The 25,194-nt window shown below is 46.2% G+C and carries 21 protein-coding genes; 10 read left to right on the forward strand and 11 right to left on the reverse strand.

The annotated features are described in order from the left end of the window. The first annotated feature begins 493 nt into the window (after positions 1 to 493). The 8 genes from HMPREF2955_RS05800 (at position 494) to HMPREF2955_RS05835 (ending at position 8,503) form a co-directional block, all read left to right on the forward strand. The gene (locus HMPREF2955_RS05800; RefSeq protein ID WP_070721970.1) at positions 494 to 1,897 is read left to right on the forward strand and encodes a methyltransferase RsmF C-terminal domain-like protein; all 1,404 of its coding nucleotides are present in this window, start codon (positions 494 to 496) and stop codon (positions 1,895 to 1,897) included. Continuing rightward, on the forward strand, positions 1,894 to 2,688 hold the full coding sequence (locus tag HMPREF2955_RS05805) for a thymidylate synthase (protein ID WP_070721770.1): 795 nt from the start codon (positions 1,894 to 1,896) through the stop codon (positions 2,686 to 2,688). Before HMPREF2955_RS05800 ends, HMPREF2955_RS05805 begins: the two co-directional genes overlap by 4 nt. Before the next feature lie 20 nt (positions 2,689 to 2,708). Continuing rightward, positions 2,709 to 3,209 carry a dihydrofolate reductase gene (locus tag HMPREF2955_RS05810; RefSeq protein WP_070721772.1) on the forward strand — a complete coding sequence of 167 codons (501 nt, stop codon included), beginning with the start codon at positions 2,709 to 2,711 and terminating at the stop codon, positions 3,207 to 3,209. A gap of 36 nt (positions 3,210 to 3,245) precedes the next feature. Continuing rightward, entirely contained in the window at positions 3,246 to 3,962 is a 717-nt protein-coding gene (locus HMPREF2955_RS05815; RefSeq protein ID WP_070721774.1) for a phosphoribosylanthranilate isomerase, read from the forward strand. A 39-nt stretch (positions 3,963 to 4,001) separates the two neighbouring features. Further along, on the forward strand, positions 4,002 to 4,568 hold the full coding sequence (locus HMPREF2955_RS05820; RefSeq protein WP_070721972.1) for an anthranilate synthase component II: 567 nt from the start codon (positions 4,002 to 4,004) through the stop codon (positions 4,566 to 4,568). A 359-nt stretch (positions 4,569 to 4,927) separates the two neighbouring features. Beyond that, complete coding sequence (locus tag HMPREF2955_RS05825; protein ID WP_139145494.1) at positions 4,928 to 6,730, forward strand: LTA synthase family protein; 1,803 nt, start codon at positions 4,928 to 4,930, stop codon at positions 6,728 to 6,730. Between the two features lie 8 nt (positions 6,731 to 6,738). Continuing rightward, entirely contained in the window at positions 6,739 to 7,404 is a 666-nt protein-coding gene (locus tag HMPREF2955_RS05830; protein ID WP_070721777.1) for a phosphatase PAP2 family protein, read from the forward strand. Positions 7,405 to 7,591: 187 nt separating this feature from the next. Beyond that, positions 7,592 to 8,503: a sugar phosphate nucleotidyltransferase gene (locus HMPREF2955_RS05835; RefSeq protein ID WP_070721778.1), complete on the forward strand. Its 912-nt coding sequence runs from the start codon at positions 7,592 to 7,594 to the stop codon at positions 8,501 to 8,503. Between the two features lie 1,077 nt (positions 8,504 to 9,580). Here the strand turns inward: HMPREF2955_RS05835 and HMPREF2955_RS05840 are convergent. Both HMPREF2955_RS05840 and lepA read right to left on the reverse strand, forming a co-directional pair. Then, complete coding sequence (locus HMPREF2955_RS05840) at positions 9,581 to 10,186, reverse strand: Crp/Fnr family transcriptional regulator (RefSeq protein WP_070721780.1); 606 nt, start codon at positions 10,184 to 10,186, stop codon at positions 9,581 to 9,583. A 31-nt stretch (positions 10,187 to 10,217) separates the two neighbouring features. Further along, positions 10,218 to 11,999, reverse strand: coding sequence for a translation elongation factor 4 (gene lepA / locus HMPREF2955_RS05845; protein ID WP_070721783.1), 1,782 nt, complete (start codon positions 11,997 to 11,999; stop codon positions 10,218 to 10,220). Between the two features lie 117 nt (positions 12,000 to 12,116). Here lepA and HMPREF2955_RS05850 point away from each other — a divergent pair, with 117 nt between their 5' ends. Next, entirely contained in the window at positions 12,117 to 12,509 is a 393-nt protein-coding gene (locus HMPREF2955_RS05850) for a membrane lipoprotein lipid attachment site-containing protein (RefSeq protein WP_070721785.1), read from the forward strand. A gap of 143 nt (positions 12,510 to 12,652) precedes the next feature. On the opposite strand, the gene pflA is transcribed toward HMPREF2955_RS05850, so the two are convergent. The 7 genes from pflA to rpsF form a co-directional block, all read right to left on the reverse strand. Beyond that, positions 12,653 to 13,396: a pyruvate formate-lyase-activating protein gene (gene pflA / locus HMPREF2955_RS05855; protein ID WP_070721976.1), complete on the reverse strand. Its 744-nt coding sequence runs from the start codon at positions 13,394 to 13,396 to the stop codon at positions 12,653 to 12,655. Between the two features lie 200 nt (positions 13,397 to 13,596). Next, on the reverse strand, positions 13,597 to 15,846 hold the full coding sequence (gene pflB, locus HMPREF2955_RS05860) for a formate C-acetyltransferase (protein ID WP_070721787.1): 2,250 nt from the start codon (positions 15,844 to 15,846) through the stop codon (positions 13,597 to 13,599). A 467-nt stretch (positions 15,847 to 16,313) separates the two neighbouring features. Beyond that, positions 16,314 to 18,464, reverse strand: a complete 2,151-nt coding sequence (locus tag HMPREF2955_RS05865; protein WP_070721789.1) for an alpha-amylase family glycosyl hydrolase — start codon at positions 18,462 to 18,464, stop codon at positions 16,314 to 16,316. Positions 18,465 to 18,517: 53 nt separating this feature from the next. After that, the gene (gene fabD, locus HMPREF2955_RS05870) at positions 18,518 to 19,405 is read right to left on the reverse strand and encodes an ACP S-malonyltransferase (RefSeq protein ID WP_070721790.1); all 888 of its coding nucleotides are present in this window, start codon (positions 19,403 to 19,405) and stop codon (positions 18,518 to 18,520) included. A 1,713-nt stretch (positions 19,406 to 21,118) separates the two neighbouring features. Next, positions 21,119 to 21,658, reverse strand: a complete 540-nt coding sequence (gene rplI / locus HMPREF2955_RS05880; protein ID WP_070721794.1) for a 50S ribosomal protein L9 — start codon at positions 21,656 to 21,658, stop codon at positions 21,119 to 21,121. A 16-nt stretch (positions 21,659 to 21,674) separates the two neighbouring features. Next, complete coding sequence (gene rpsR / locus HMPREF2955_RS05885) at positions 21,675 to 21,944, reverse strand: 30S ribosomal protein S18 (protein ID WP_009229459.1); 270 nt, start codon at positions 21,942 to 21,944, stop codon at positions 21,675 to 21,677. Positions 21,945 to 21,946: 2 nt separating this feature from the next. Beyond that, the gene (gene rpsF, locus HMPREF2955_RS05890; RefSeq protein ID WP_009229458.1) at positions 21,947 to 22,294 is read right to left on the reverse strand and encodes a 30S ribosomal protein S6; all 348 of its coding nucleotides are present in this window, start codon (positions 22,292 to 22,294) and stop codon (positions 21,947 to 21,949) included. 111 nt (positions 22,295 to 22,405) lie between these two features. Here rpsF and HMPREF2955_RS05895 point away from each other — a divergent pair, with 111 nt between their 5' ends. Next, a complete protein-coding gene (locus tag HMPREF2955_RS05895; RefSeq protein ID WP_070721797.1) occupies positions 22,406 to 22,585 on the forward strand; it encodes a hypothetical protein in 180 nt (59 codons plus the stop codon). 282 nt (positions 22,586 to 22,867) lie between these two features. Here HMPREF2955_RS05895 and HMPREF2955_RS05900 read toward each other — a convergent pair whose 3' ends face one another. Both HMPREF2955_RS05900 and HMPREF2955_RS05905 read right to left on the reverse strand, forming a co-directional pair. After that, positions 22,868 to 23,566, reverse strand: coding sequence for a response regulator transcription factor RprY (locus HMPREF2955_RS05900; protein WP_009229457.1), 699 nt, complete (start codon positions 23,564 to 23,566; stop codon positions 22,868 to 22,870). Positions 23,567 to 23,571: 5 nt separating this feature from the next. Next, positions 23,572 to 25,131 carry a sensor histidine kinase gene (locus HMPREF2955_RS05905; RefSeq protein ID WP_019187964.1) on the reverse strand — a complete coding sequence of 520 codons (1,560 nt, stop codon included), beginning with the start codon at positions 25,129 to 25,131 and terminating at the stop codon, positions 23,572 to 23,574. Between the last annotated feature and the right edge of the window lie 63 nt (positions 25,132 to 25,194).

Genomic DNA, 25,194 nt, shown 5'->3' on the forward strand with positions numbered 1-25,194 from the left:
TTAAGTATGCCCTAAATTAATTCCGCCAACGGGTAGGAATATTAAAAATCTAGACGACTTCAGAATTTAGTTCCCTGTATATAAAGGACGATTGCAAAAGCATCTTGTACGTTACATGGGAAGAATTGGCTGCAAAAGCAGAGGAGTTGTCTATCAACGTAAAATACTTCAAAGAGCGATACCTCGAAATATAAATGCTATGGCTATTTTCCAACTCGGCAACTTGTTAACCAGGTTACTTCCTACCTCATCAACTCGTTAACTTTATGGTTGAATGAAAGTAAACACGCCTAAATCACCCCGAAACGTGCGCGAACCAGCCGACGTAATGAACCTATCACAATGCGATGGGACAGCGGATAAGAACATATTTGAGCGGCACATAAAGCACGAAAAACATTATTTCGTGCTAAATTCATGCTAAAATCGTTTGTAGGTGCAATGCGTTCACACAGTTTTTATTAAATTTGTATCTGCAAAAGACGAAAAAGACATGGTCCTACCACAAGAATTTACCGCTTATACAAGGGAGCTCATGGGCAACGAGCTATACGAAAAGTTGCTTGTCGCACTAGAACAAGAGCCTCCCGTGAGCCTCAGACTGAACCCGTTTAAGACGAAAAACGGCGAGGCGGAGGTGTGTAATGCGGACGAAAGTGTGGCATGGACAGACTATGGTTATTACCTTTCGGGACGTCCAAACTTTACGTTCGACCCGCTTTTTCACGCAGGCACATATTATGTACAAGAGGCATCGTCGATGTTTGTGGCATGGATTGTAAAGCAATTGGTGCATTCGCCCATCACGATGCTCGACCTTTGTGCGGCTCCCGGCGGCAAGTCTACAGCATTAAGGAGTGTTCTTCCACAAGGAAGTCTGCTGTTTTGCAACGAACCCATAACGCAAAGGGCGAGCATCTTGGCAGAAAACGTACAGAAGTTTGGGCATCCCGACATGGTGGTGAGCAGCAATTTCGCCGCCGACTACCGCAAAAGCGGCTTGCAATTTGATGCCATCCTAGCCGACGTACCCTGTTCTGGCGAGGGTATGTTCAGAAAAGATGCAGGGGCAATTGCCGAGTGGAGCGAAACAAACGTGGAACACTGTTGGCGGTTGCAGCGCGAGATAATCGCCGACATCTGGCCTTGCCTAAAACCTGGCGGACTGCTCATATACTCTACTTGCACCTTCAACGACAAGGAAAACGAACGCAATGTGAAGTGGATTGCACAAGAATTTGATACCGACTTTGACCTGCCGCCCATCCCAGCTGCATGGAACATCACGGGGAGCATTGGTTCGAACATCCCTGCATGCAGGTTTATTCCAGGCATATCTAAGGGCGAAGGTCTTTTCTTATGCGTGCTAAGGAAGAGGTGGGCGCATGATACAGTACACGAAGAGCGCAAAAAACGTTCCTCAAAAAGCAGGACAACAAAGGTAAGCTTGCCCGAAATGCCACAGTGGCTAAACGCGGATTTGGCGTTCGACACACGCCAAATAAACGGCAACATCCATGCTATACCCAGTCAATGGACAAGCCTGTTCGACAAGGCTAGCACGGCATTGCGCATTGTTCATGCAGGAGTTGCGCTGGCTACACCAAAGGGAAAAGACCTAGTTCCACACCCTGCGCTCGCCCACTCCATTGCTCTTAACAGCAACGCATTTTGCAAATGCGAGTTGGATTACGCCTCGGCTATCGCCTTTTTGCGCCGCGAGGCCATCACTTTACATGCAGATACACCCCGTGGATACGTGTTGGTTACCCATCAAGGCATGCCACTGGGCTTTGTAAAGAGCATCGGTAACCGTGCCAACAACCTCTATCCGCAAGAGTGGCGCATAAAAAGCACGCACATTCCACAACCACAACAGATTATAAAGTTAAAATGAAACAATATCTAGACTTGCTACAACGCATCGTGAACGAAGGCACACGCAAGGAAGACCGCACAGGAACAGGAACGCTAAGCGTTTTTGGACACCAGATGCGCTTTAACCTCGAAGAGGGTTTTCCGTTGCTAACCACGAAGAAACTACACCTCAAATCCATCATCTACGAGTTGTTGTGGTTTCTTAAAGGAGACACTAACGTAAAGTATCTGCAAGAAAATGGCGTGAGGATTTGGAACGAATGGGCCGACGAGAACGGCGAACTGGGGCCTGTTTATGGGCATCAGTGGCGGTCGTGGCCCGACTATAACGGCGGACATATCGACCAAATACAAGACATTGTGAACGCCTTGAAGAACAATCCCGACTCTCGACGGATGATTGTCAGTGCCTGGAACGTGGCCGAAGTAGACCAAATGGCACTCCCACCCTGCCATTGCCTGTTCCAATTTTATGTGGCCAATGGCAAGCTTAGCTTGCAATTGTACCAACGTTCGGCCGACACTTTCCTCGGCGTACCCTTTAATATTGCCTCGTATGCCCTGCTAACGATGATGATGGCACAAGTTAGTGGGCTGAAACCAGGCGACTTTATCCACACCACAGGCGACACGCATCTTTACCTGAACCACTTGGAACAGGCCAAAGAGCAGCTGAAACGCACTCCGCGTACATTGCCTAGGATGGTGATTAACCCCAATGTGACCAGCATTTTCGACTTTAAATACGACGACTTTACCCTCGAAGGCTACGACCCCTTGCCTCACATCAAGGCCGAAGTGTCGGTGTAGCTCCCTAACATAATAAGGACATGCAGATAAACATCATCGCAGCCGTGGCCCGAAACAGAGCCATAGGCCATCAAAACAAACTTATATATTGGTTGCCCAACGACCTAAAACGCTTTAAGGCACTTACCACTGGCCACACCATCATCATGGGGCGAAACACCTTTCTGTCGCTTCCCAAGGGCGCATTGCCCAATAGGCGCAATGTGGTGTTGAGCAGCACACAATCTGTTTTTGCAGGTTGCGAGCACTTTTCTTCGCTATCCGATGCGTTACATAGTTGCGCACCCGATGAAGACGTATATATAATAGGTGGCGCAATGCTTTACAACGAGGCCATTGCCTTTGCCGATAAGCTGCTTTTAACTGAGATAGACGACACACCCGACGTGGCCGACGCCTTTTTTCCCAACTATGACGGATGGAAAGAAACGGCACGCGAATGCCACGAAAAGGACGAAAAGCATGCCTTTAACTATTGTTTTGCCGACTACGAACGCCCAACTGCGCTCTCTCGAGGTTAATTCCAAACACCTAAAATTACACTTATACACAAACGTATGATTATAAAGCTATGTGGCATGCAACATGCCGACGACATCAAAGCAGCCGCGCAATTAGGCATTAACCTTCTTGGTTTCGACTTCATTCCCAAAAGTCCGCGATATGTAAGGATGATTTCATCACGAGCCGGCATCATTCCTGATTTCAGCGAAGAGCGACTTCGCGCCCTGAAACAGCCCAATTCGTCTCAACAACAGCCCGTAAAAGTCGGCCGTGTGGGTGTTTTTGCCGACGATATGCCGCAAAACATCGTTACGCGCGTTTATAACTACGAACTCGACTATGTGCAACTTAACGGCGAAGAACCTGCCGTTACACTCGAAAACCTGCGTCGTAGCATCGACCCAGACATTCGGAAAGGCATTAAAATCATCAAAAGGATTGTCGTAGACACACAAGCCGACCTTGCTATGGCCGCGGAATACGAGGGAAAAGCCGACTTGTTGCTGTTTCATATCACAGCAAAAGAAGTAGAATTGCAGGCCACTGGCGACGACAATTCGCCACTAAACCAGCTGCTTTCGGTCTACCACGGCTCTACATCTTTCTTAATAAGCAAGCCCAACGCCCCTTTCGACACCTTATCAATAAAGAGTATTGCTCATCCTCTGTTCGCAGGGATAAACCTTGATACGCAATTCGAATTGGAGCCAGGCAAGAAAGACATGGAACAATTGCAGAAGTATGTTGAAGAACTTAAAGCCATCGAGTAAATGTGTTTACAACAAACGCCGCACCCCATCAGTACAACCATGAATGTTGCAATTATCGACAACTACGACTCGTTCACGTTCAATCTGGTGCATCTCATTGCAAGCCTAGGAGCAAACGTAACGGTATTGAAGAACGACGACTTTGAACTTGCCGACCTCGAACACTACGATAAGATTGTGCTTAGTCCGGGGCCAGGACTTCCTTCGGAGGCTGGGAAAACGATGGATGTGATAAGAACTTATGCCGAAACCAAGCCCATTTTGGGCGTATGTCTAGGCCATCAAGCCATAGCGCAAGCCTATGGTTGTAAGCTAACCCACCTTTCGGAGGTTTGCCACGGACAGTCAACCCGAGGTTTGAACCTTGGTAACGACCCAATCTTTGAGGGATTGCCCACAGAAGTACTGATGGGCAGATACCATAGCTGGGTGGTGGAACGCGAAAGCGTGAGCAGCCCGCTGGAAATAACCGCCATAAGTTGCACCGGAGAAGTGATGGGCATCCGCCATAAACAACTTAGACTGCATGGCATACAGTTTCATCCTGAGAGTATTTTAACACCCAATGGCAAAACAATAGTGAATAATTGGTTGCATAAAGGTTAGCCAAAAACATCGAACAACAAGTTAATCACAAACAATAACCATTTACAGGACAAAGGATTACGCGCATAAGATAAAGCTATTGTGTACCAATTAGCACTGCAAGTACAAACCTTATTTTATAAGAAAATGTATATTTAGTACTTAAAAATTAGGTGTTTTATAAAATAAAATCATACCTTTGTAAGAGAAAAAAGGACTTTATGAATACCACGAGCCCCATTATCATGACAACCAAACACTAAAACAGCCTTTAAAATGGAGCAGATGGTATCGGAACCTTAAGCTTGCCAGAACTTATGACGAGAAAACAACGACACTACAAATGGCACCTTGTTGGAAATGTAATTCTAAACATGGTCATGTTTACCGCTATCTCGGTAATCCTTAAACCTGTATTCATGTTTTACAACCACAGTGCCTTTAAGGATTGTAACTTTACAGATTATCTTGCAGTAATTTGGCATGGCCTTCCAATGGACGTATCTGTGGCTGGCTATTTCACAATCATTCCAGCTCTGCTTGCCCTTATCTCCATTTGGTTGCACCCTGCCCTTATTCGCATTCTGCACAGAACGTATTTGGCCCTGGCCTCGTTTTTAATCAGCATCGTTTATTGCACAGATGCCGTGCTATACGGCTTTTGGCAGTTCAGGATAGACTCCACACCGTTTTTCTACTTTCTCAGTTCGCCCAAAGATGCGCTGGCATCAGTGCCCATCTGGTGGGTGCTGTTGGGCATTGTGGTGGTGTTGCTGCTCACTGCCGTGTTGTTCTTCATTCTATGCAAGACCATAGGCACGTTCCCCGAAAGCAAAGGCATCGCCAAAGATAGGCTTATCGCATCGGGCGTAATGGTTGTTGTGCTTGCTTTGCTGTTCGTTCCCATACGCGGAAGTCTGGGAACATCCACGATGAATCTTGGACGCGTATATTACAGCGAGAACCAAAAGCTAAATCACGCAGCCATCAATCCCTGTTTCAGCCTGCTCAGTTCGTTGATGAACGACGAAGACACCAAAGACCAATACCGCTTTATGGCTGCCGACGAAGCCAACAAGTTGTTTTCGCAAATCACCGATAAGACAAAGCAAGGGGGAACAGATGCTGTTTTTAAGTTACTCAACACCAACAGGCCCAATATAGTGATGGTGGTGTTAGAAAGCTTTTCGGCACACGTGATGAAAAGCATGGGAGGTACAGCTAACGTGGCCGTGAACATGGACAAATGGGCTAACGAAGGCGTGCTGTTCACCAACTTCTACGCCAATAGTTTCAGAACCGACCGCGGATTGGCAGCCATCTTAGCAGGTTATCCTGCCCAACCCACCATGAGTATCATGAAGTATCCCAACAAAACGGGCAACTTACCCATGTTTCCACAAAAGTTAAAGAAGGCGGGATACCAGCTAAAATACTATTATGGCGGCGATGCCGACTTCACCAACATGCGCTCGTTTGTAACAACAGCAGGCTTTGAAGACCTCGTTTCGGATGCCGACTTCCCCATTAAGCTGCGGCTTAGCAAATGGGGAGTGCCCGACCAATACGTGTTCGACCGCGCTTTGGCCGACATCAAGAGCCAAGCACCCAACGCTACACACCTCAGCGTGATACAAACAAGCAGCAGCCACGAACCATACGACGTGCCCTTTAAGAAACTGAACAACAAAATTCTGAACGCATTTGCCTATACAGACAATTGCCTAGGTAAGTTCGTGGCCGCCTTAAAGAAGCTCCCGTCGTGGAAAAACACGCTCGTTGTGCTTGTTCCCGACCATCAAGGATGCTACCCCGAAGACATGGATAACTATTCGCCACAACGTTATCACATTCCATTGCTTTTGCTTGGCGGCGCACTTAAAGCCAAAGGCCCCATCGCCACGCTTGGTTCGCAAGCCGACATTGCAGCAACCTTGCTGTCGCAACTAGGCTTTTCGTACAGCGAATTTACGTTCAGCAAAGACATGCTCAACCCCAATGTACCCCATTTTGCCTTCTCAACCGTACCCAACGCGTTCATGATGAAGACAACAGACAACACCGTGTTCTACAATTGCGAAACTAATAAAACCATTTTGGACAACGGAAAGACGCCAGGAAAGAACCTACCATACGGCAAAGCCTACTTGCAGAAACTTTACGACGACATTTCCAACCGCTAACAACATAGATGATAAAGACGCTCAACGACTTAGATGCAGCCTTGCTGCTATGGATTAACAGTTTCCACTCGCCCTTCTTCGACCAGTTTATGAACCTTGTTTCTGGGAAATGGGTGTGGGTTCCCATGTACGTGGGCATCTTTATTGTGCTAGCCATGCGCCTTGGCTTTAAGCCCAAGCTTGTGGCAATACTGGCAACCATCGGGGTTGCGCTTTTCTTTTCCGACTTCGTTTGTGCCGAAGTCATCCGCCCAATCTTTAATCGCCCCCGCCCAACTCAATTGGGAAGCGGCATTAGTCACCTCGTTCACATTGTAGACAACTATCGAGGTGGCGATTATGGATTTCCCTCTTGCCACGCATCCAACTCGTTTATGCTAGCCACTACTGCCGCCCTACTCTTCCGTAACAAGATTTTATCTGCGTTCTTCTTCCTTTGGGCGCTTGCCATGTGTTACAGCAGAGCCTACTTGGGCGTTCATTATCCTGGCGACCTACTTGCAGGAGCCGTATGGGGCACCATCGTTGCCTTTGCGCTTTACGCCCTTGTAAACCGCTACTACGCGCTTACCGAGGTTAAAACGGCCAAACACACCCAGCTTATCTCCATCGTAGGGACATCTACCTTCGTGCTTTTAGCCATTGTTTCGGCCGTACAAACCTGTGTGCCATAGCCATGGTACATAGGGGTCACAAGCTCCCAGCCACGAACTCGTCCTAGCGTTATACCACGGGGTGAAAGCAGCAATAAGCCCGCTTTGCCACAAAGTACAACCCATAAAGGCAAAACAAGCCAGCCTTTGTTTGTGTTGTCAATCTTTTTAAGTACATTTGCAGATACAATAACATAACAGGTAAACAATGAAACCAACACTTTTACTACTCGCCGCAGGCATGGGAAGCCGCTATGGTGGGTTGAAACAGCTCGACGGACTTGGCCCTAATGGTGAAACCATCATGGACTATTCCATCTACGATGCCATCAAGGCAGGGTTCGGAAAGATTGTCTTTGTTATTCGCAAAGACTTTGAGAAAGACTTCAAAGAGAAGATATTGTCTAAGTACGAGGGGCATATCCCTGCCGAATTGGTGTTCCAAAGCTTAGACGCACTGCCCAAAGGGTTCGCCGTTCCCGAAGGAAGAGAGAAACCTTGGGGAACAAACCACGCCGTAATGATGGCCAAAGACGTTATCAAGGAGCCGTTCTGCGTTATCAACTGCGACGACTTCTACAATCGCGATTCGTTCATGGTGATTGGTAAGTTCCTTAGCGAACTACCCGACAATGCGAAGAACGCTTACGCTATGGTGGGTTTCCGCGTTGGAAACACACTTAGCGAAAACGGAACAGTGGCTCGCGGCGTTTGCTCGACAGACGAAAACGGCCTGCTTACCACTGTGGTTGAGCGTACCGAGATTATGCGCGTAGACGGTAAGGTGTGCTATAAGGACGAGCAAGGACAATGGGTGGCCATTGCAGACAATACGCCCGTATCAATGAACATGTGGGGTTTCACTCCCGACTACTTCGATTACAGCGAGGCTTATTTTAAGGAATTCTTGTCTGACGAGAAGAACCGAACTAACCTGAAAGCCGAGTTCTTCATTCCATTGATGGTGAACAAACTTGTTAACGACAAGACGGCCACCGTGAAAGTGCTTGACACCACCAGCAAATGGTTTGGCGTTACCTATTCGGCCGACCGCGAAGGAACGGTTGAACGCATACAATCGCTCATCAACGAAGGTGTATATCCTGCCAAATTGTTCTAAGACAGGCTCAAAGGATAAAAGATAAGTGGTAGTCCGTTGTGTGTTCTGTTTCGCGCACAATAGGCTACCACTTGTTTTTGCATGTGGCTTAGGGTGTACAAAAAACATTCGTTGCCATAATATTCCGCATGTGGCAAGATTACAACCTCACAAACAAAACAACTCGCTAACTTAAAAACTCATCCACGAACAAACCCATAACCTTAAAAAATCATCAACCAACCAACCAACAAACTATCAACCAACCAACAAACTATCAACCCAAACAACTCAGCAACTTAAAAGCTCATGAACTAACAAAATCAAAACTTAAAAGGTTACGAGATACTTTACAAAACACACCCTCCTCCCCACTCCATTCTAGCGAAAAAAGGGTCTCTAAACAGACAATTATACCCTAAAATCCACCAAATCCATTTCCGATTTTGTCATTTTTTGAGCCTGCCGATTGCATTTAGCACCACTTTGCCTTTCTAGTTTGGTCGCCAGCTCGTAATTTTTCAAGCCCAATTAGTCGTTTTTAGGCACCAAAACCCCACTTTTTAACAGCTGTTTTGCCCATTTTGGCCATGTTTCTAATGCCTCGAAAGGTTTTTGTTTATACCATTTCAGTGGATATTTATGCTTTTCGGCTCGCATTTAGCAGCATTTTGCACTGCATTTAGCACCAAAATACCTTGCGTTTTGCACCAAAACACACTGCATTTAGCACCAAAACGCACTGTATTTTGCGGCATATTGCACTCCATTTAGCGGCAAAACGCACTTCATTTTGCTGCAAATCACCCAAAAACTGGTGCAAATGATGGTTCTTTGTAATAAATATTCATTTTGTCGTATGCACAGGCTACCCCCTTTTTGCATCAAAACCAACCTTCGCGAGAATCGACTTTTTGCGGCAAGGTGAGCGATTGGTGGACAGAAAGGGCACTCAGGATGTTAAAATTTGTACTAAAAATTGTACAAATTCGGGCTTGACTGCATCATTTTGATGCCAGCCAATGATAAAAAAGGACACATGAAATAAGCCCTAACGCAGATATGCGAAAGGTACAAAAGGACTAAAAAGATGCCATCTTAATCCTTATCTGCATACAACGAAGCCGCCCTAACACGCGAAAGGGTTTCGGGAGTCATCTGCAAATAGCTGGCCACATACACCAACGGCGCACGCAAAACAACTTGTGGCGACTGTTTACAAAGTTTCAAATAGCGGTCTTGTGCCGTTTCAAAACGCAACATGTCGGCATGCACTTGCGAGATAATGAGACTCTCCTCCAAAATTTTTCTGTACAATATCTGAATGTTTACGTTGTGCAACGCCACCTCTTCCAACCTATGCTTAGGCATGGCATAGACGAGCGTAGGTTCGAGTGCTTCCAGTTGCAAGTAAGTGGGTTTCTCCTTAAAAAGGCTTTCGATACACATCACGATGCTGTGTTCCACCCCGATATGCTCGGTAAGCTCCTTGCCATTCTTAAAGTAGAATTGGCGAGTAAGGCCACGTTCCACATAATAAATATGTTCGCAAACGTCGCCTTCTTTGAGAATGATTTCCCCCTTAGCAAACTTCATTGGCACCAAGACGCTCTCTAAAATGTCGAGTTCGTCGTGAGTCATGGTGCTATACTTTCGCGCCAATTCGCGAGCGATGTCGCGTGTGGTATTATTGAGTTCTTTCATGTCTCCACTCCTTTCTTCTCTCTTGCAGCGGTTAGTCGAGTTTCAGCACGGCCAGGAATGCCTTTTGCGGAACTTCCACGTTTCCAATCTGCTTCATACGTTTCTTTCCTTTCTTCTGTTTCTCAAGTAACTTACGCTTTCTACTAACGTCGCCACCATAACATTTGGCCGTTACGTCTTTTCTAAGGCACTTCACCGTTTCGCGTGCAACAATCTTTGCACCGATGGCAGCTTGTATGGCTATGTCGAATTGCTGTCTGGGTATAAGTTCTTTCAGTTTTTCGCACATCCTGCGACCAAAGTTCGTGGCATTGTCGAAGTGGGTAAGCGTAGACAAGGCGTCAACGGCCTCGCCGTTCAACAAGATGTCGAGTTTAACCAATCGCGAGGGCCTAAAACAGTCAACATGGTAGTCGAACGAGGCGTAACCCTTGGAAATAGACTTCAACTTATCGTAGAAGTCGATAACGATTTCGCCCAAGGGCAGCATGAAATGCAGTTCAACGCGATTGCCGCTAACGTATTCTTGGTTGATAAGTTCGCCTCGCTTGTCCATGCAAAGTTTCATTATCGGCCCAATATAGTTAACGTTGGTAATGATAGATGCCCTGATGTAGGGTTCTTCTATATGGTCTATCATCGTTGGGTCGGGCAATCCCGAAGGGTTGTGCACCTCACGTTCGTTGCCCATCTTGTCGTAAACCATGTACGAAACATTGGGTACCGTGGTGATGACATCCATATTAAACTCGCGGTCTAGTCGCTCTTGTATAATCTCCATGTGCAGCAAACCCAAGAAACCACACCTAAAACCAAAGCCCAAAGCCACCGACGACTCGGGCGAGAACGTCAGCGAGGCATCGTTCAGTTGCAGTTTTTCGAGCGATGCGCGCAGGTTTTCGTATTCCGAAGGTTCGATAGGATAGACACCTGCAAACACCATTGGCTTTACTTCTTGAAAGCCTTCTATGGCCGATTGGCATGGTTTGTCGCGATGGGTAATGGTATCCCCCACCTTCACTTCCTTAGCATCTTTTATTCCACTGATGATGTAGCCCACCTCGCCAGTACGCAACTCTTGCTTGGGCACCATGTCCATTTTAAGCACGCCCACCTCATCGGCCGCATACTCCATGCCCGTATTGAAAAACTTCACGTTGTCGCCCTTGCGTATAACGCCGTTCATCACCTTGAAGTAGGCAATAATTCCACGAAAGGAATTAAACACCGAGTCGAAGATAAGCGCTTGCAGTGGAGCATTATCATCGCCTGTGGGATGTGGCACCCTTTGCACAACGGCATTAAGGATGTCTTCAACGCCCTCGCCCGTCTTACCCGATGCGCGTATGATGTCGGCCTTATCACAACCCAGCAGTTCAACGATCTCGTCTTCAACTTCTTCTGGCATGGCGCTGGGCATGTCCACCTTGTTGATGATGGGAATAATCTCCAAATTGTGTTCGATGGCCATATAGAGGTTCGAGATGGTTTGCGCTTGTACGCCTTGTGTTGCGTCTACAACGAGCAATGCCCCTTCGCAGGCGGCGATACTGCGTGAAACCTCATAAGAAAAATCCACGTGTCCCGGAGTGTCGATGAGGTTAAGCACATAGTTTTGTCCCTCGTGCTGGTATTCCATCTGTATGGCGTGGCTCTTAATGGTGATGCCGCGTTCTTTCTCCAAGTCCATATCGTCGAGCATTTGCCCGCCTGTAACTTGAATGGTCTTGGTAAATTCCAGCATACGGTCGGCCAAAGTAGACTTCCCGTGGTCGATGTGTGCGATGATGCAGAAGTTTCTTATATGGTTCATTCTTGGAAAAGAAGATTTATTTTTAACGGCAAAGTTAAGTATTTTAATTGGGATTTTATTGCTTACGCCTATAATTTTGGCAAATAATAGCTACCTTTGTACTAAAATAAAGAAACGATGAGAAAGATATTCTTCTTATTATTGGGTGCGGCGATGCTTACTGCGTGCCACGAAAGCATAGAAAAACGAGCAGAAAGAGAGGCTAAGGAGTACACGGCAAAGTATTGTCCCACGCCCGTAACCAACTATACGCGCACAGATAGCGTGGTGTTTTATCCCGAAACAAAGACCTATCACTATTATTGTTCGTTTGTAGACAAGATGGACGATGCCGCCATCATCAACAAGAACAGGCAGTTAATAGACGACATGCTGCTTAAATCGATTATCGAATCAACGAATTTGAAACCTTATAAAGAGGCTGGTTTTAGCTTTGCCTACACCTGCCATTCGGACAAAGAGCCACAAAAGGTGCTGTTTGAAACGAAGTACACCAAAAAGAGGTATTAACAAATGGGCCAACAAGACAAGTGCTTGTTGGCCCAATTACTTACGTATTGTGCAAGGTGTGTGTGAGTTTATGCAACAACACAAAGTATTTATGGGGTGTTTTTGCCGCATTTTGCCCATGTAACAAGAGCAAATACAGCTTGCTAATCATTGTTTAAGGCCGAAAGTAATATCCTTTCAGCGTTCTCTACGCGTTCTCTTGTCGGACTGTCAATGTGGTTCAGCGTATAGTTCAGACCCAATTTCTGCCACTTGTAGGCTCCCATCGAATGGTAGGGCAACACTTCTATGCGTTTTACGTTGTGCAAAGTCTTGATAAAATCACGCAAAGCATATAGATAAGCATCGTTGTCGGTAATGCTAGGAACAAGCACGTGCCGTATCCACACGGGCGTTTGGATTTGCGAAAGATAGGTGGCGCAATCCAACACGTTGGTGTTGTCCCACCCTGTTAGCTTTTTATGCTCTTGGTTATCTATGTGCTTGATATCGAGCAGCACCAAATCGGTAAGGCCCATCAATTTAGTAAACTTTGAGAAGAAGGGTTCCTGGCGTGTAAAAGGCTGTGCGGCAGTGTCTAGGCAGATGTTTATGCCTAGTGCTTTTGCCTTTTCGAAGAGTTCGAGCATAAAGTCAATTTGCAGCAAAGCCTCTCCTCCGCTCACCGTTATGCCACCTTCCTTACCCCAATAGGGGCGAAAACGTAATGCCTGCTGCAAAAGTTCGTCGGCCGAACGCATGTCGGCAGACTTCATTGCCCACGTGTCGGGATTGTGACAATAGCGGCAACGCATCTTGCATCCGCTTAAAAAGATGATGAAACGAATGCCTGGGCCGTCTACTGAACCAAACGACTCGATGGAATGAACGTAAGCTTTACGTGGCATTGCCTTGTTGCTTGCGTTCGCGTTGGTTGGAACAAACGTGTTATTGTTTTCCATTATTTATCCTGCTGGGCATGATATAGCCCTGATTGTTGTTGTTCGCTAAATGCTGATGTGGTGAGCTGGTGAACAGCGTTAGAAGAAAGTCCCTCCACGAAAAAGCGCGGAGGGACTTATATATATGGCCGTAACGCCAAGTTTCTTTATGCCAACTTGCTGTGAGCCTGACGTGCAATTACGTCGAGTTGCTGCTCTTTGGTCAAGTCGATGAACTTAACGGCATATCCGCTTACACGGATGGTGAAGTTGGCATACTCCTCTTTCTCCGGGTGTTCCATGCAATCGATGAGTTTCTCAACACCAAACACGTTCACGTTAAGATGATGTGCGCCCTGGTCGAAGTAGCCGTCCATCACGCCAACAAGCGTATTTACGCGTTCCTCTTCATTGTGCCCGAGTGTGCTGGGGGCGATAGTCTGCGTATTGGAAATGCCATCGAGCGCATATTCGTATGGAAGTTTGGCCACCGAATTAAGCGAAGCCAGCAAGCCGTTCTTCTCTGCGCCATACGAAGGATTAGCACCTGGCGACAAAGGAGCACCTGCTGGGCGGCCGTCGGGCATGTTGCTGGTGAACTTGCCGTAAACAACGTTCGAGGTAATGGTGAGGATGCTCGTGGTGGGTTCCGATTTGCGATAGGTGTAATGCTTACGAATCATATTCATGAACGTCTTCAACAGCCACACGGCGATGTCGTCTGCACGGTCGTCATCGTTGCCGTAGCGGGGGAAATCGCCAACCGTCTCGAACTTAACAGGGAAACCCGTGTCGTCGCGGATGATGTTAACCTTCGCATACTTAATGGCTGAAATGGAGTCTACCACGTGGCTAAACCCAGCAATACCCGTTGCGAATGTACGGCGTACATCGGTGTCTATCAAGGCCAATTCGGCTGCCTCGTAGAAGTACTTGTCGTGCATGTAGTGGATAAGGTTAAGCGTGTTGACGTAAACACCAACCAGCCATTCCATCATATCCATGAAACGGGGCATGAATTCTTCGTAAGTTACCACGTCGCCAAGTATCGGACGGAGGGCAGGACCGCATTGTTCGCGGGTTTTAGAGTCGACACCGCCGCTGATAGCGTAGGTTAGACACTTGGCCAAGTTGGCACGTGCACCGAAGAACTGCATCTCCTTACCCGTCTGTGTGGCCGAAACGCAACAACAGATGGAGTAATCGTCTCCCCAGATAGGACGCATAACGTCGTCGTTTTCGTATTGAATGGAGCTTGTTTTCACCGAAATTCTCGATGCATAACGCTTAAAGCCTTCGGGTAAGCGCGAACAATAGAGCACCGTGAGGTTGGGTTCGGGCGATGGTCCCATGTTTTCGAGGGTATGAAGGAAACGGAAATCGCTCTTCGTAACCATCGAACGGCCGTCTTGTCCCATACCGGCCACTTCGAGCGTTGCCCAAACTGGGTCGCCAGAGAAAAGCTGATTGTAAGCAGGAATACGGGCAAACTTCACCATACGGAACTTCATCACAAGGTGATCGATAAGTTCTTGTGCCTCGGCCTCGGTGAGTGTGCCTTCGTTAAAGTCTCTTTGGATATAGATATCGAGGAAAGTGGAGATGCGTCCAACAGACATTGCCGCACCATTTTGCGTTTTAATGGCACCCAGATAGCCAAAGTAAAGCCATTGCACGGCCTCGCGAGCGTTGTTAGCAGGTCTAGAAATGTCGTAACCGTAAATCTCGGCCATCTCTTTCAATTCTTTCAATGCCTTGATTTGCATTGAAATTTCTTCGCGCAAGCGTATGATGTCTTCGGTCATAACGCCGCAACCGCAGTTGCGTTTGTCTTTTTCCTTCTCGTCGATAAGGAAATCTACACCATAAAGCGCAACACGACGATAGTCGCCAACGATACGCCCACGACCGTAAGTGTCGGGCAAACCCGTAAGGATGTGATTGTGGCGAACGAGTTTCATCTCGTCTGTATAAGCATCAAAAACGCCGTCGTTGTGTGTTTTACAGTATTTAGTAAATATCTCGTGCAGTTTTTCAGATGGTTTATAGCCGTAAGTAGTGCAAGCCTGTTCGGCCATGTGGATGCCGCCATAAGGCATAAAGGCACGCTTGAGGGGTTTGTCGGTTTGTATACCTACAACCTTTTCGAGGCTTTTAGTGTTCTCGCCGATGTAGCCTGGGCCGTAAGCCGTCATCCCAGACACCACTTCGGTCTCCATATCCAAGACGCCTCCCTTGGCGCGTTCTTCTTTTTGAAGAACTTGCAGCATACCCCAAAGTTTGTTGGTGGCGTCTGTTGGTTCGGCCAGAAAACTCTCGTCGCCATCGTAAGCGGTGTAGTTGTTCTGTATGAATTCACGCACGTTGACTTCATCAAGCCATTTCTTGCCTGTGAAGCCTCTCCATTCTTGTCTCATTTTTGTTCAATGTTTGTTTGACATAATGTGCCGTAACGCACAAAAACATAGCTGAATATCTGCTCAATAGCTGATTTCGAATGCAAAGTTACATCGAAAAACAGTACCAAACAATACTAATTTATGGGTATTTTGCATTAATTACAAAACAAAGAGTGCGTGCCTATCTCCCTATCAGCCAATAAGTAAAGAACAAAATAACACGAAAAACAGCGCTTACCCGAACGCCTTATGCAAAAACCTCATAAACTGATGGACAAAAGTAAGCACATATAACGTAAGAGCAAAAAAAGAGATAGGCAGCGAAATGAACGTAATTGACGATACGACAGGAAGGAACAAACGGTTAAAATAGCAAAAAGGAGATAGGCTGGCGGCCAAACGAAACCAAACAAACAATTAGGTTTCGTTTGACAACCAACCAAATATGGTGAGCACAGCCCTAAGCCGTTGCCGACGGATGTGGCCTACACCAACTTGAAACGAACGCGGAAAGTACGTGTAGGTTCGTCCCAATTGGTGCCCAACAGCACGAATTTGCCAATCTGCCCCGTAGAACGCACGTGCTTGCCTATGCAGGGACAAGCGTCGAAATCGCCTATTCTAACAATACGCACCATGCTTGAATAGTCGTCGGGCACGCGCGAGAGGTCGATACCTTCGGGTAAGTCGTACCTATCTACAAGTTCGTAGGTAACCGGGAGGTCCTCTTCTATCAGCTCGTTCATGCGCCGTTCTATCTCCTTTTCGTCTTGTCGCGAAGGTTTTCTATCAAGCGTGTAGCTTATCTTGCTCTTCTTCCGCTCTACGTGCGCATTGGTTGAACGTCCGCAATCGAACATTCTAATCATCACTTGGTTAAGTAGATGTTCGGCCGTATGCGCAGGTGGAAACTCGTCCTTATTGTGCGTGCACAGCAATAGTTCGTCGTCTTTCATCTTAGTGTTAAACTTAAAAATTCTTCCGTTATATGGAGCGAGCGTCATTGAGATGTTTCCATCACGGCCGAGGTTCTCAATGGTTGTTTCGCCAGTGAGCAAATCTATCGCGCCAAAGTGTCCTTCGGGCAGTTGCAGATAATCAAACGCGTGCCCAGGGATATTTACTTGCACGCTATTGTTTTCGCCAGAGAAGTTAACCACCACCAAAAGCAATTCGTCTTGCCATTTTCTTAGGAAGGCAAAATGCCGTGCTGGATTGAAATGGTCTGACTGCGGATTGACGTACATCAGGTCGAAGAAAAGACCTTTACCAATAGCCGTCTCGCCACGTGCAATACGAAGAATTTGCTGATACTGGGCATAAATATCGTTTTCTTGTGCAGAAAGCTTTTCGCGGTCGAAGTAACCACGATAAAGAGAGCCAACTGTCCAATAGTCGAAGATGGTTGTACGCCCATCTATACCGCTAAACCCTTCGTTGTCCATGCCAGGTTCGCCAAACTCTTGGCCTGCATATATCAGCATGGGGTTGCGTTGCATCAAGGCCGACACGATAAGGGCAGGTATCGCCCGCTGGGCATCGCCGCAGAAGAAAGGGCTTGCAATGCGCTGTTCGTCATGGTTTTCAAGGAAGTAAAGCATGTGCTTACCAATATCGTCGAGCGATTGCCACTGGTGTGTAATGGCAGCTGCATGACTTTCTTGGCGCACAATGCTCTTCATACAATCGTACATGCCCACCTTATCATAAAGGTAATCAAAGCCCGACTGCACATAAGCGCGGTATTGGTAGGGGTCGTAAACTTCGCCAATGACGATGGTTTGCGGATAATTCTCCTTTAATATGCCCGTGGCGTATTGCCAAAAGGCCGTTGGAACCATTTCAACCATGTCGCAACGGAAACCATCTACACCCGCATCTGCCCAAAACAAAAGGATGTCTACCATCTTTTTCCAAGTGTCGGGCACAGGAACAAAATGCTCGCTACGCCCAGCAGCATCGCAATAGTCTACGCCATAGTTCAGCTTAATGGTTTCGTACCAGTCGTTAATGCCGGGATGATTGTCGAAACGGTCGTTGCCTGTGGCCTTTGCTGGCTGTTCATGATAGGTGTTTCCTGCGCTATCGGTAAGCGGAATGGAGGGTTCAAACGGTTTTCCCCAACAATAATAAAAGTTATTGTTGGTAGAGAAATGCAGGCTAGTGTCGTCGTTTTCACCTAAGTCGGCCACGCCATTCGGTCTGCAAACCGACTTATATTCTCGTGCAACATGGTTGGGTACAAAATCAACGATTACCTTCATGCCGCACTTGTGCACCCTTTGCACCAATGCCTTGAACTCTTCTAACCGATGTTCAACATCTACGGCCAAGTCGGGCGATACGTCGTAATAGTCGGTAATGGCGTAAGGCGAACCCGCTCTACCCTTCACTATAACACTGTGTTGCGTGGGAATGCCGTACTCAGAGTAGTCTGTTTGCGATGCATGTCGGATAATTCCCGTAAACCAAATGTGGCTAATGCCCAACTTGCGGATGCGTTGCAGGGCTTGTTCGTCGAAGTCGTTCATCTTCCCACAGCCATTTTCGGCAATCGTTCCCCACTTTTTGTTAGTGAGGTTGCGATTGCCGAAAAGCCGTGGAAACACCTGATATATGATAATCTTGTTGTTCACGATGGTGTGTTTATTCCAAAGGTAGAGCGCGGAAAGGCACTCCCAAGTAATGATTATTCTATGCCGTGTGCAGCAACAGCCTTGTCTATGCGACCAATCATGCCTTGCAAGGCTTTACCTGGACCGCATTCGGTGAAGTCGTCAGCACCGTCCTTTATCATGTTTTGCACGCTAGAAGTCCATCTTACCGAGCTGGTAAGCTGTGCTATAAGGTTCTTCTTAATCTCTTCGGGTGCAGTGTGAGCCTGTCCGTCAACGTTTTGGTAAACGGGGCACTTGGGTTCAGCGAACGTAGTGTTCTCAATGGCAGTCTGCAATTCGTCTTTTGCGGGCTGCATCAAGGGCGAATGGAAGGCTCCGCCCACCTTCAAGGGCAACGCACGTTTTGCACCAGCCTCTTTAAGCAGTTCGCAAGCTTGGTTTACGGCATCAATGTTACCCGAAATAACAAGCTGTCCGGGACAGTTGTAGTTGGCAGCAACCACCACGTTGCCCGTTGTGCTTACCTGTTGGCAAACCTTTTCCACCGTTTCATCGTCCAATCCAACGATGGCGGCCATTGTTCCGGGAGCCACTTCGCAAGCCTTTTGCATGGCCATTGCACGGGCATAAACCAAGCGTAAGCCATCTTCAAAGCTCAACGCGCCTGCTGCTACGAGTGCAGAAAACTCGCCCAAGCTATGTCCGGCAACCATTGATGGGGTAAATTCGTCGCCCAAACAAAGGGCCGAAATAACGCTGTGCAAGAACACAGCAGGCTGAGTTATCTTTGTTTCTTTAAGTTGTTCGTCCGTTCCGTTGAACATGATGTCCGTGATACTATAACCAAGGATTTCGTTGGCCTTATCAAACAGTTCCTTTGCCAAAGGCTTTGAGTCGTACAGGTCTTTGCCCATACCCGCAAATTGTGCTCCCTGACCAGGGAAAACGTATGCTTTCATACCGAATTTAATTTGTTGTTGTAATTGATTTTAACTATTATGCAAAATTAATACTTTTCTTCCAACTCTGCAAATAATCGCCGCCCTATACTTATTTGCTCACTGCAAATGCTGTACATTATTCCATTACACACATTTAACCCCAATCAGTTCATTAGAAAAAAACGCTTTGATTTTGCTAAAGGAAACACTGAACACGCGCAAAGCGTCAACTCGCAAGTCGTATTCCAAATAATAAAGAAGGATGTTCATAACACGTTGCTTTTGAAAATCCGTAATGAACCGATTTCGGTTTAATAAAATGCAACCGAGCATATAGGTTTTCCAAACTCGTTTCGTTCTTGCTTGACAACGAAACACCTTTATACACCTGCAAGGTTTGGATTATCATTTACCATCTCCTACAATCGCTCCCGCTGTTGGTCGTAAGCGTAAATGTTTTCCGTGCCGATGGCCACGCACTCGTACATAGCACAATCGTTTTTGTCTAGTTTTTAGCATAAAATTTAACATTATAAGTGCCCTTTTCGCCCACCAACCGCTCACCTTGCCGCAAAAAATCGATTCTCGCGAGGGTTGGTTTAGATGCAAAAGGGGGTTAGCTTGTGCATACGACAAAATGAATATTTATTTTAATGAACCGTCATTTGCACCAGTTCTTAGGCTATTTGCAGCAAAATGAAGTGCAATATGCCGCAAAACGCAGTGTATTTTGGTGCTAAACGCAGTGCATTTTGGTGCTAAACGCAGTGCGTTTTGGTGCTAAATGCAATGCGTTTTGGTGCTAAATGCAATGCGTTTTGGTGCTAAATGCAAGCTAAAAAGCTGCTAAATGCGTAACGATACGCATAAATATACACCACAATGGTATAAACAAAACCTCTTAGGACCATTAAAAACAGGACCAGAAAGGGCGAAATTGTAGTTGAAAAGTAGGATTTTAGGGTCTAAAAGTGGGTAATTGGGCTTGAAAAATTACGAGCCGACAACCAAACTAGAAAGGCTAAATGGTGCAAAATGCAGGTTCTTTTCTTAATAACGGACACTTCAGAAGACGTGAATGGCTAGAGATAGTGACTATTTACCTACTTTTTTACCTTAATTTTCGCTAGAACTGAGTGAAAATCAGAACGCAATTGTAAAATAAAAACAATATTTTTAAGTTGATGGGTTGGGGTGGGTTTGAGTAGATTAGTTGGTGAGCACTTGAGTTGGTGAGTATTTGAGTTTACGAGTTTTTGAGTTGATGAGTTGATGAGCTTGTATGGGTTGATGAGCTTGTATGGGTTGATGAGTTTGTGGGTTGATGAGTTTGTGGGTTGATGAGTTTGTGGGTTGATGAGCTTGTGGGTTGATGAGTTGATGAGCTTGTGTGAGTTGGTGAGTTGATGAGTTGATGAGCTTGCGGGTCTGTGGGTTGAGCAGAATTTCGTTTATAATCAAACAGAATTGAGTTTGGAAAGCCATAGTTACATCGTAAACAAACAGAAGTTCTCCTTTCCTTCTGCGTAAAGGTTTATGGATGCCAGGTTACGCACGCCTTGCATTCATTCAACAAATGTTTTCCAAAAGCAATTCTGTTTGACTATAACATCTCAAAATTACACATCCACCCTAATTAGCATGATGCTGGATGTAGAATACATGAAAACAGAAACCCCGACTGACATTTGGCCAATCGGGGTTCATATAGATTTGCTTTACAGTGCAAAATTATTCTGCTGCGGGAGTTTCCTCTACTTCGGTGTTGGGGGTTTCCTCAACAACCTCAGCTACGACCATTTCTTCTACTGCGGGTGTTTCAACCACTGCGTTTTCGGCAACAACCTTAACAGGAACAACTATTTCCACTTCTTTATGGAAGTGAACAACAGCCTCGAAATCGCCAACACGCTTAATATCGCGCATGGTGATAATCTTCCTGTCTACCTCGATGCCTTGTTTCTTCAATTCTTCGGCAACGGTGGCTGCGTTAACCGAGCCGTATGTTGCGCCAGTTGCAGAAACCTTGGCCTCGATAACAAGTGCCACGCCTTCTAGTGCTTTCGCCTTCTTTTCGGCCTCGGCCTTGATGGCAGCAAGCTTGTGAGCCTGTTGTTTCAAGTTCTCGGCGAGAACCTTCTTAGCCGACTCGGAGGCAATAACGGCCTTACCCGTAGGGATGAGATAGTTACGGCCATAGCCGCTTTTTACGTTTACAATATCGTTCTTATAACCCAGTCCGATAATGTCTTCTTTGAGTATTAATTCCATTCTGTTCCTCCTCTCGTTATTTCATCAAATCGGTTACATAAGGAAGCAACGCTATTTGGCGTGCGCGCTTGATGGCTTGTGCCACGCGGCGTTGGTATTTGAGCGAAGTGCCTGTGATGCGACGGGGCAAAATCTTACCCTGCTCGTTAAGGAACTTCTTGAGGAACTCGGGATCCTTGTAGTCGATGTATTTGATACCGCTCTTCTTGAAACGGCAATATTTCTTCTTTTTGGTATCCACCGAGGGTGGGGTCAAATAGCGAATTTCTGATTGCTTGTCTGCCATGTTTAAGCCTCCTCTAATTTTTTAGTCCACTTGTGCTTTCTCTTCTCGGCGTATTGTACAGCGTACTTGTCGAGTTTCACTACCATGTGACGGATAACTTTCTCGTCACGACGATAGCCTGTTTCGAGCGATTTAATCACTTCTGGCTCGGCCTTGAACTCCAACAGACAATAGAAGCCTGTTGATTTCTTCTGAATAGCATAAGCCATTTTTTTCAATCCCCAGGCCTCTTCGTTCACAATCTCGGCACCTTTATCGGTGAGGAGTTTCTTGAATTTAGCGACCGTTTCCTTCATCTGTTCATCAGACAAAACGGGAGTCAAAATGAAAACGGTTTCGTATTGATTCATACTGAAAATGTAATTAATAAATGTTATTTTGCAAATTGCGGTGCAAAGGTATTGATTTTTATTGATTTAACCAAACCTTTTTTGTAATTTTGTCTTCACATTAGATTGATTATGAGGAAATTTTATCCATATATCGGCCTTGCGTTGGTCTGCATGGGCGTTATTATATTTGTAGTTAGCTACTTTGCCAAGTGGACGCACAGCAACCTTCCGCTCTTTGTAGGACTGGTTTCGGTGGTTTGCGGTGCCGTGCTACATGTTGTTTGGCAAAAGAAGTCGAGCGAATATTAAGCCCGCGCCACATACGATGGGGTTAAAGCATACGCGTCAACGGGGCGCTGGCAGATTTGCCAAGCACCCCGTTAAAATGGAAAGCTAAGGTTAATTAAGTTACCTAAGTTTTTGAGTTATTAAGCTTGTGAGTCTGCGAGTTATGAGTTTGCACGCCATCTCCTATTCTCCCCCTAATTAAAAGCTTACGAACTTATAATTGCAGAAAAACTTGAGAGCTTAAAAACTCATGAACTAGCTAGCCCACGAACCAACGAACTCAGAAACTTTTGGGTTTATAGCCTACTCCACATCGGGTGTTATCAGCTTATAACCCTTACCGTGGATGTTGATGATTTCGATGTCTTCATCGTCCTTCAAATGCTTACGCAATTTCGTGATATACACGTCCATCGAGCGAGCGTTGAAATAATTGTCGTCTATCCAAATGGTTTTCAGTGCGAAGTCGCGCTGCAAAATCTCGTTGGCGTGCGAACAAAGCAGTGCCAACAACTCATTTTCCTTGGTGGTAAGCTTGGTTTGCTTGCCGCCAATGGTAAGCAGTTGTTTCTGCGTGTCGAACAAGAACTTGCCTATATGATATAAGGTATTTTCCTTATTCTTCTTTCCGCGAACGCGGCGCAGTATGGCCTCTACACGGAAAACCAACTCTTCCATCGAGAAAGGCTTGGTGATATAGTCGTCTGCTCCAATCTTGAAACCTTCCAGAATGTCTTCTTTCAGCGTCTTGGCCGTTAAGAAAACAATGGGGATTTCAGAGTTAGCTTGCCTTATCTCCTGTGCTAATGTAAAGCCATCCTTTTTAGGCATCATCACATCTAGCACACAAATATCAAACTTCGTTTTCAAAAAGGCCTTGTAGCCAGCCTCGCCGTCAGGACAAAGTTCAGCCATATAGCCCTTAGCCTGCAAGTACTCGCGAAGCAACATTCCCAAATTCTCATCGTCCTCGCATAACAGGATTTTCAATTTCTCGTCCATAGTCTTTAATCTTTTATTATTGGTAATTTTATCGTAAACGTTGTTCCTTTGCCGTATTCGCTCTCTACGGAAATCTCACCTTTGTGTACGTCTATTATCTTTTTTACGTAAGCGAGCCCCAGTCCGAAACCTTTCACATTGTGAAGGTTGCCTGTATGAACACGGAAGAACTTCTCAAACACTTTCTTTAAATTATCTTTCTTTATGCCGATACCCGTATCTCGCACCGAAAGGTAAAGGTGGTCGTCATCGTTCCATGTGCGAAGGTATATGTCCAGTGGCCCATCGGGTTTCTTATACTTCACTGCATTGTCCATCAAGTTGAAGATGGCGTTTTGGAAGTGCATTTCATCTACATAGATGGTAGAGTCTATTGCCTCTATTTCTGTGTATATCTTACCACCCGTATGCTCAACTCTTAGGGTGAACGTGTGTGCAATATTCTCGACCATTTCGTTGAGGTCGAGCTGTTTCATGTTGAAGATGGCCTTCTTCTTGTCGAAGAGCGACATCTGCAAAACCTTCTCAACAAGGAACCGTAAGCGTTTCGACTCGTCGTTTATAACGCCCCCCAGGTGTTTCATCATGCTCTCGCTCTTGGTAACACTGGTATCGTTCAGCATTTGGGCGGCAAGCGAAATGCTGCTGATGGGCGTCTTCAACTCGTGCGTCATGTTGTTGATAAAGTCGTTTCGCATCTCGGTGTATCGTTTCTGGCGGAATATAACCACGATGGTGAAGATGAAAGTGACAAGCAACACCAATGTGAATATAACCGAGGGGATAACAAAACGCACGCTTGAATAAATGTAGCTGTTCATGTCGGGGAAGTGTATCTTCACCAATCCCATTTTAGAGGCGGGGTCGTTTCTGAACAACACCTGCGAGTAAGAATAGTCTTCGCCCTCTTCCGAATAGTCAGAACAGCGATAAATTTCTCTACCATCGGGCGTTGACACCGTGAAATGGTATTGCAGGTTTATGCCGTTGCTCATCAATTCGTTTTTTAGGTCCTGATCTAGCGACTTGAAGTTGATGCGCTCTTTCAGCGGACGCTCAGATGCCGAATAAAGAATGGTGTACACCACCTCGTCTAACAGCGCGCGTTGGTAAACATACCTGTTCTTAACCACCTCTTGCATGGCTTTCGATGCTTCGGAGAGCGAGTTCTTGTCGCTCCTCAAAATCATGGCCTTTGGCATTTGCGAGGGTTTGGTTGTAATGGTTTTCAGTTCGAAAGCCGTGTACATCATGCCGCCCTTGTCGCCAAGCGACAATTGGTGCGAACGTTGGTAAGAGCCATCGGGTAAACCGTTTCGCCCACTAGCACTATCGTTTTGAAGTGCCTTATGCTCGGTTTCGTTAATGTCTTTTTCAAGATAGCGAAGCGTTTCGTTAAGTTCCATGTTACGCGACGCTTGATATAAAGCTCGATTTACAGACTCATCAAACTGCTCCTTCTTCATGTCCGCCATCTCCTGAATATACTTCAGCTGTACGAACAGAAGAGCAAGGAAAGAAGTTCCCATTATGATTGCTATTGTCCAAATCGTTCTTTTCTTCATATTTGCAAAATTAACAGGGCAAACGAGATAACACAACTCGAATGTTAAAAACGTTTCCAGTTT

Origin of the sequence: Prevotella sp. HMSC073D09 (genome assembly GCF_001814145.1) — a bacterium.
Taxonomy (GTDB): Bacteria; Bacteroidota; Bacteroidia; order Bacteroidales; family Bacteroidaceae; genus Prevotella; species Prevotella conceptionensis.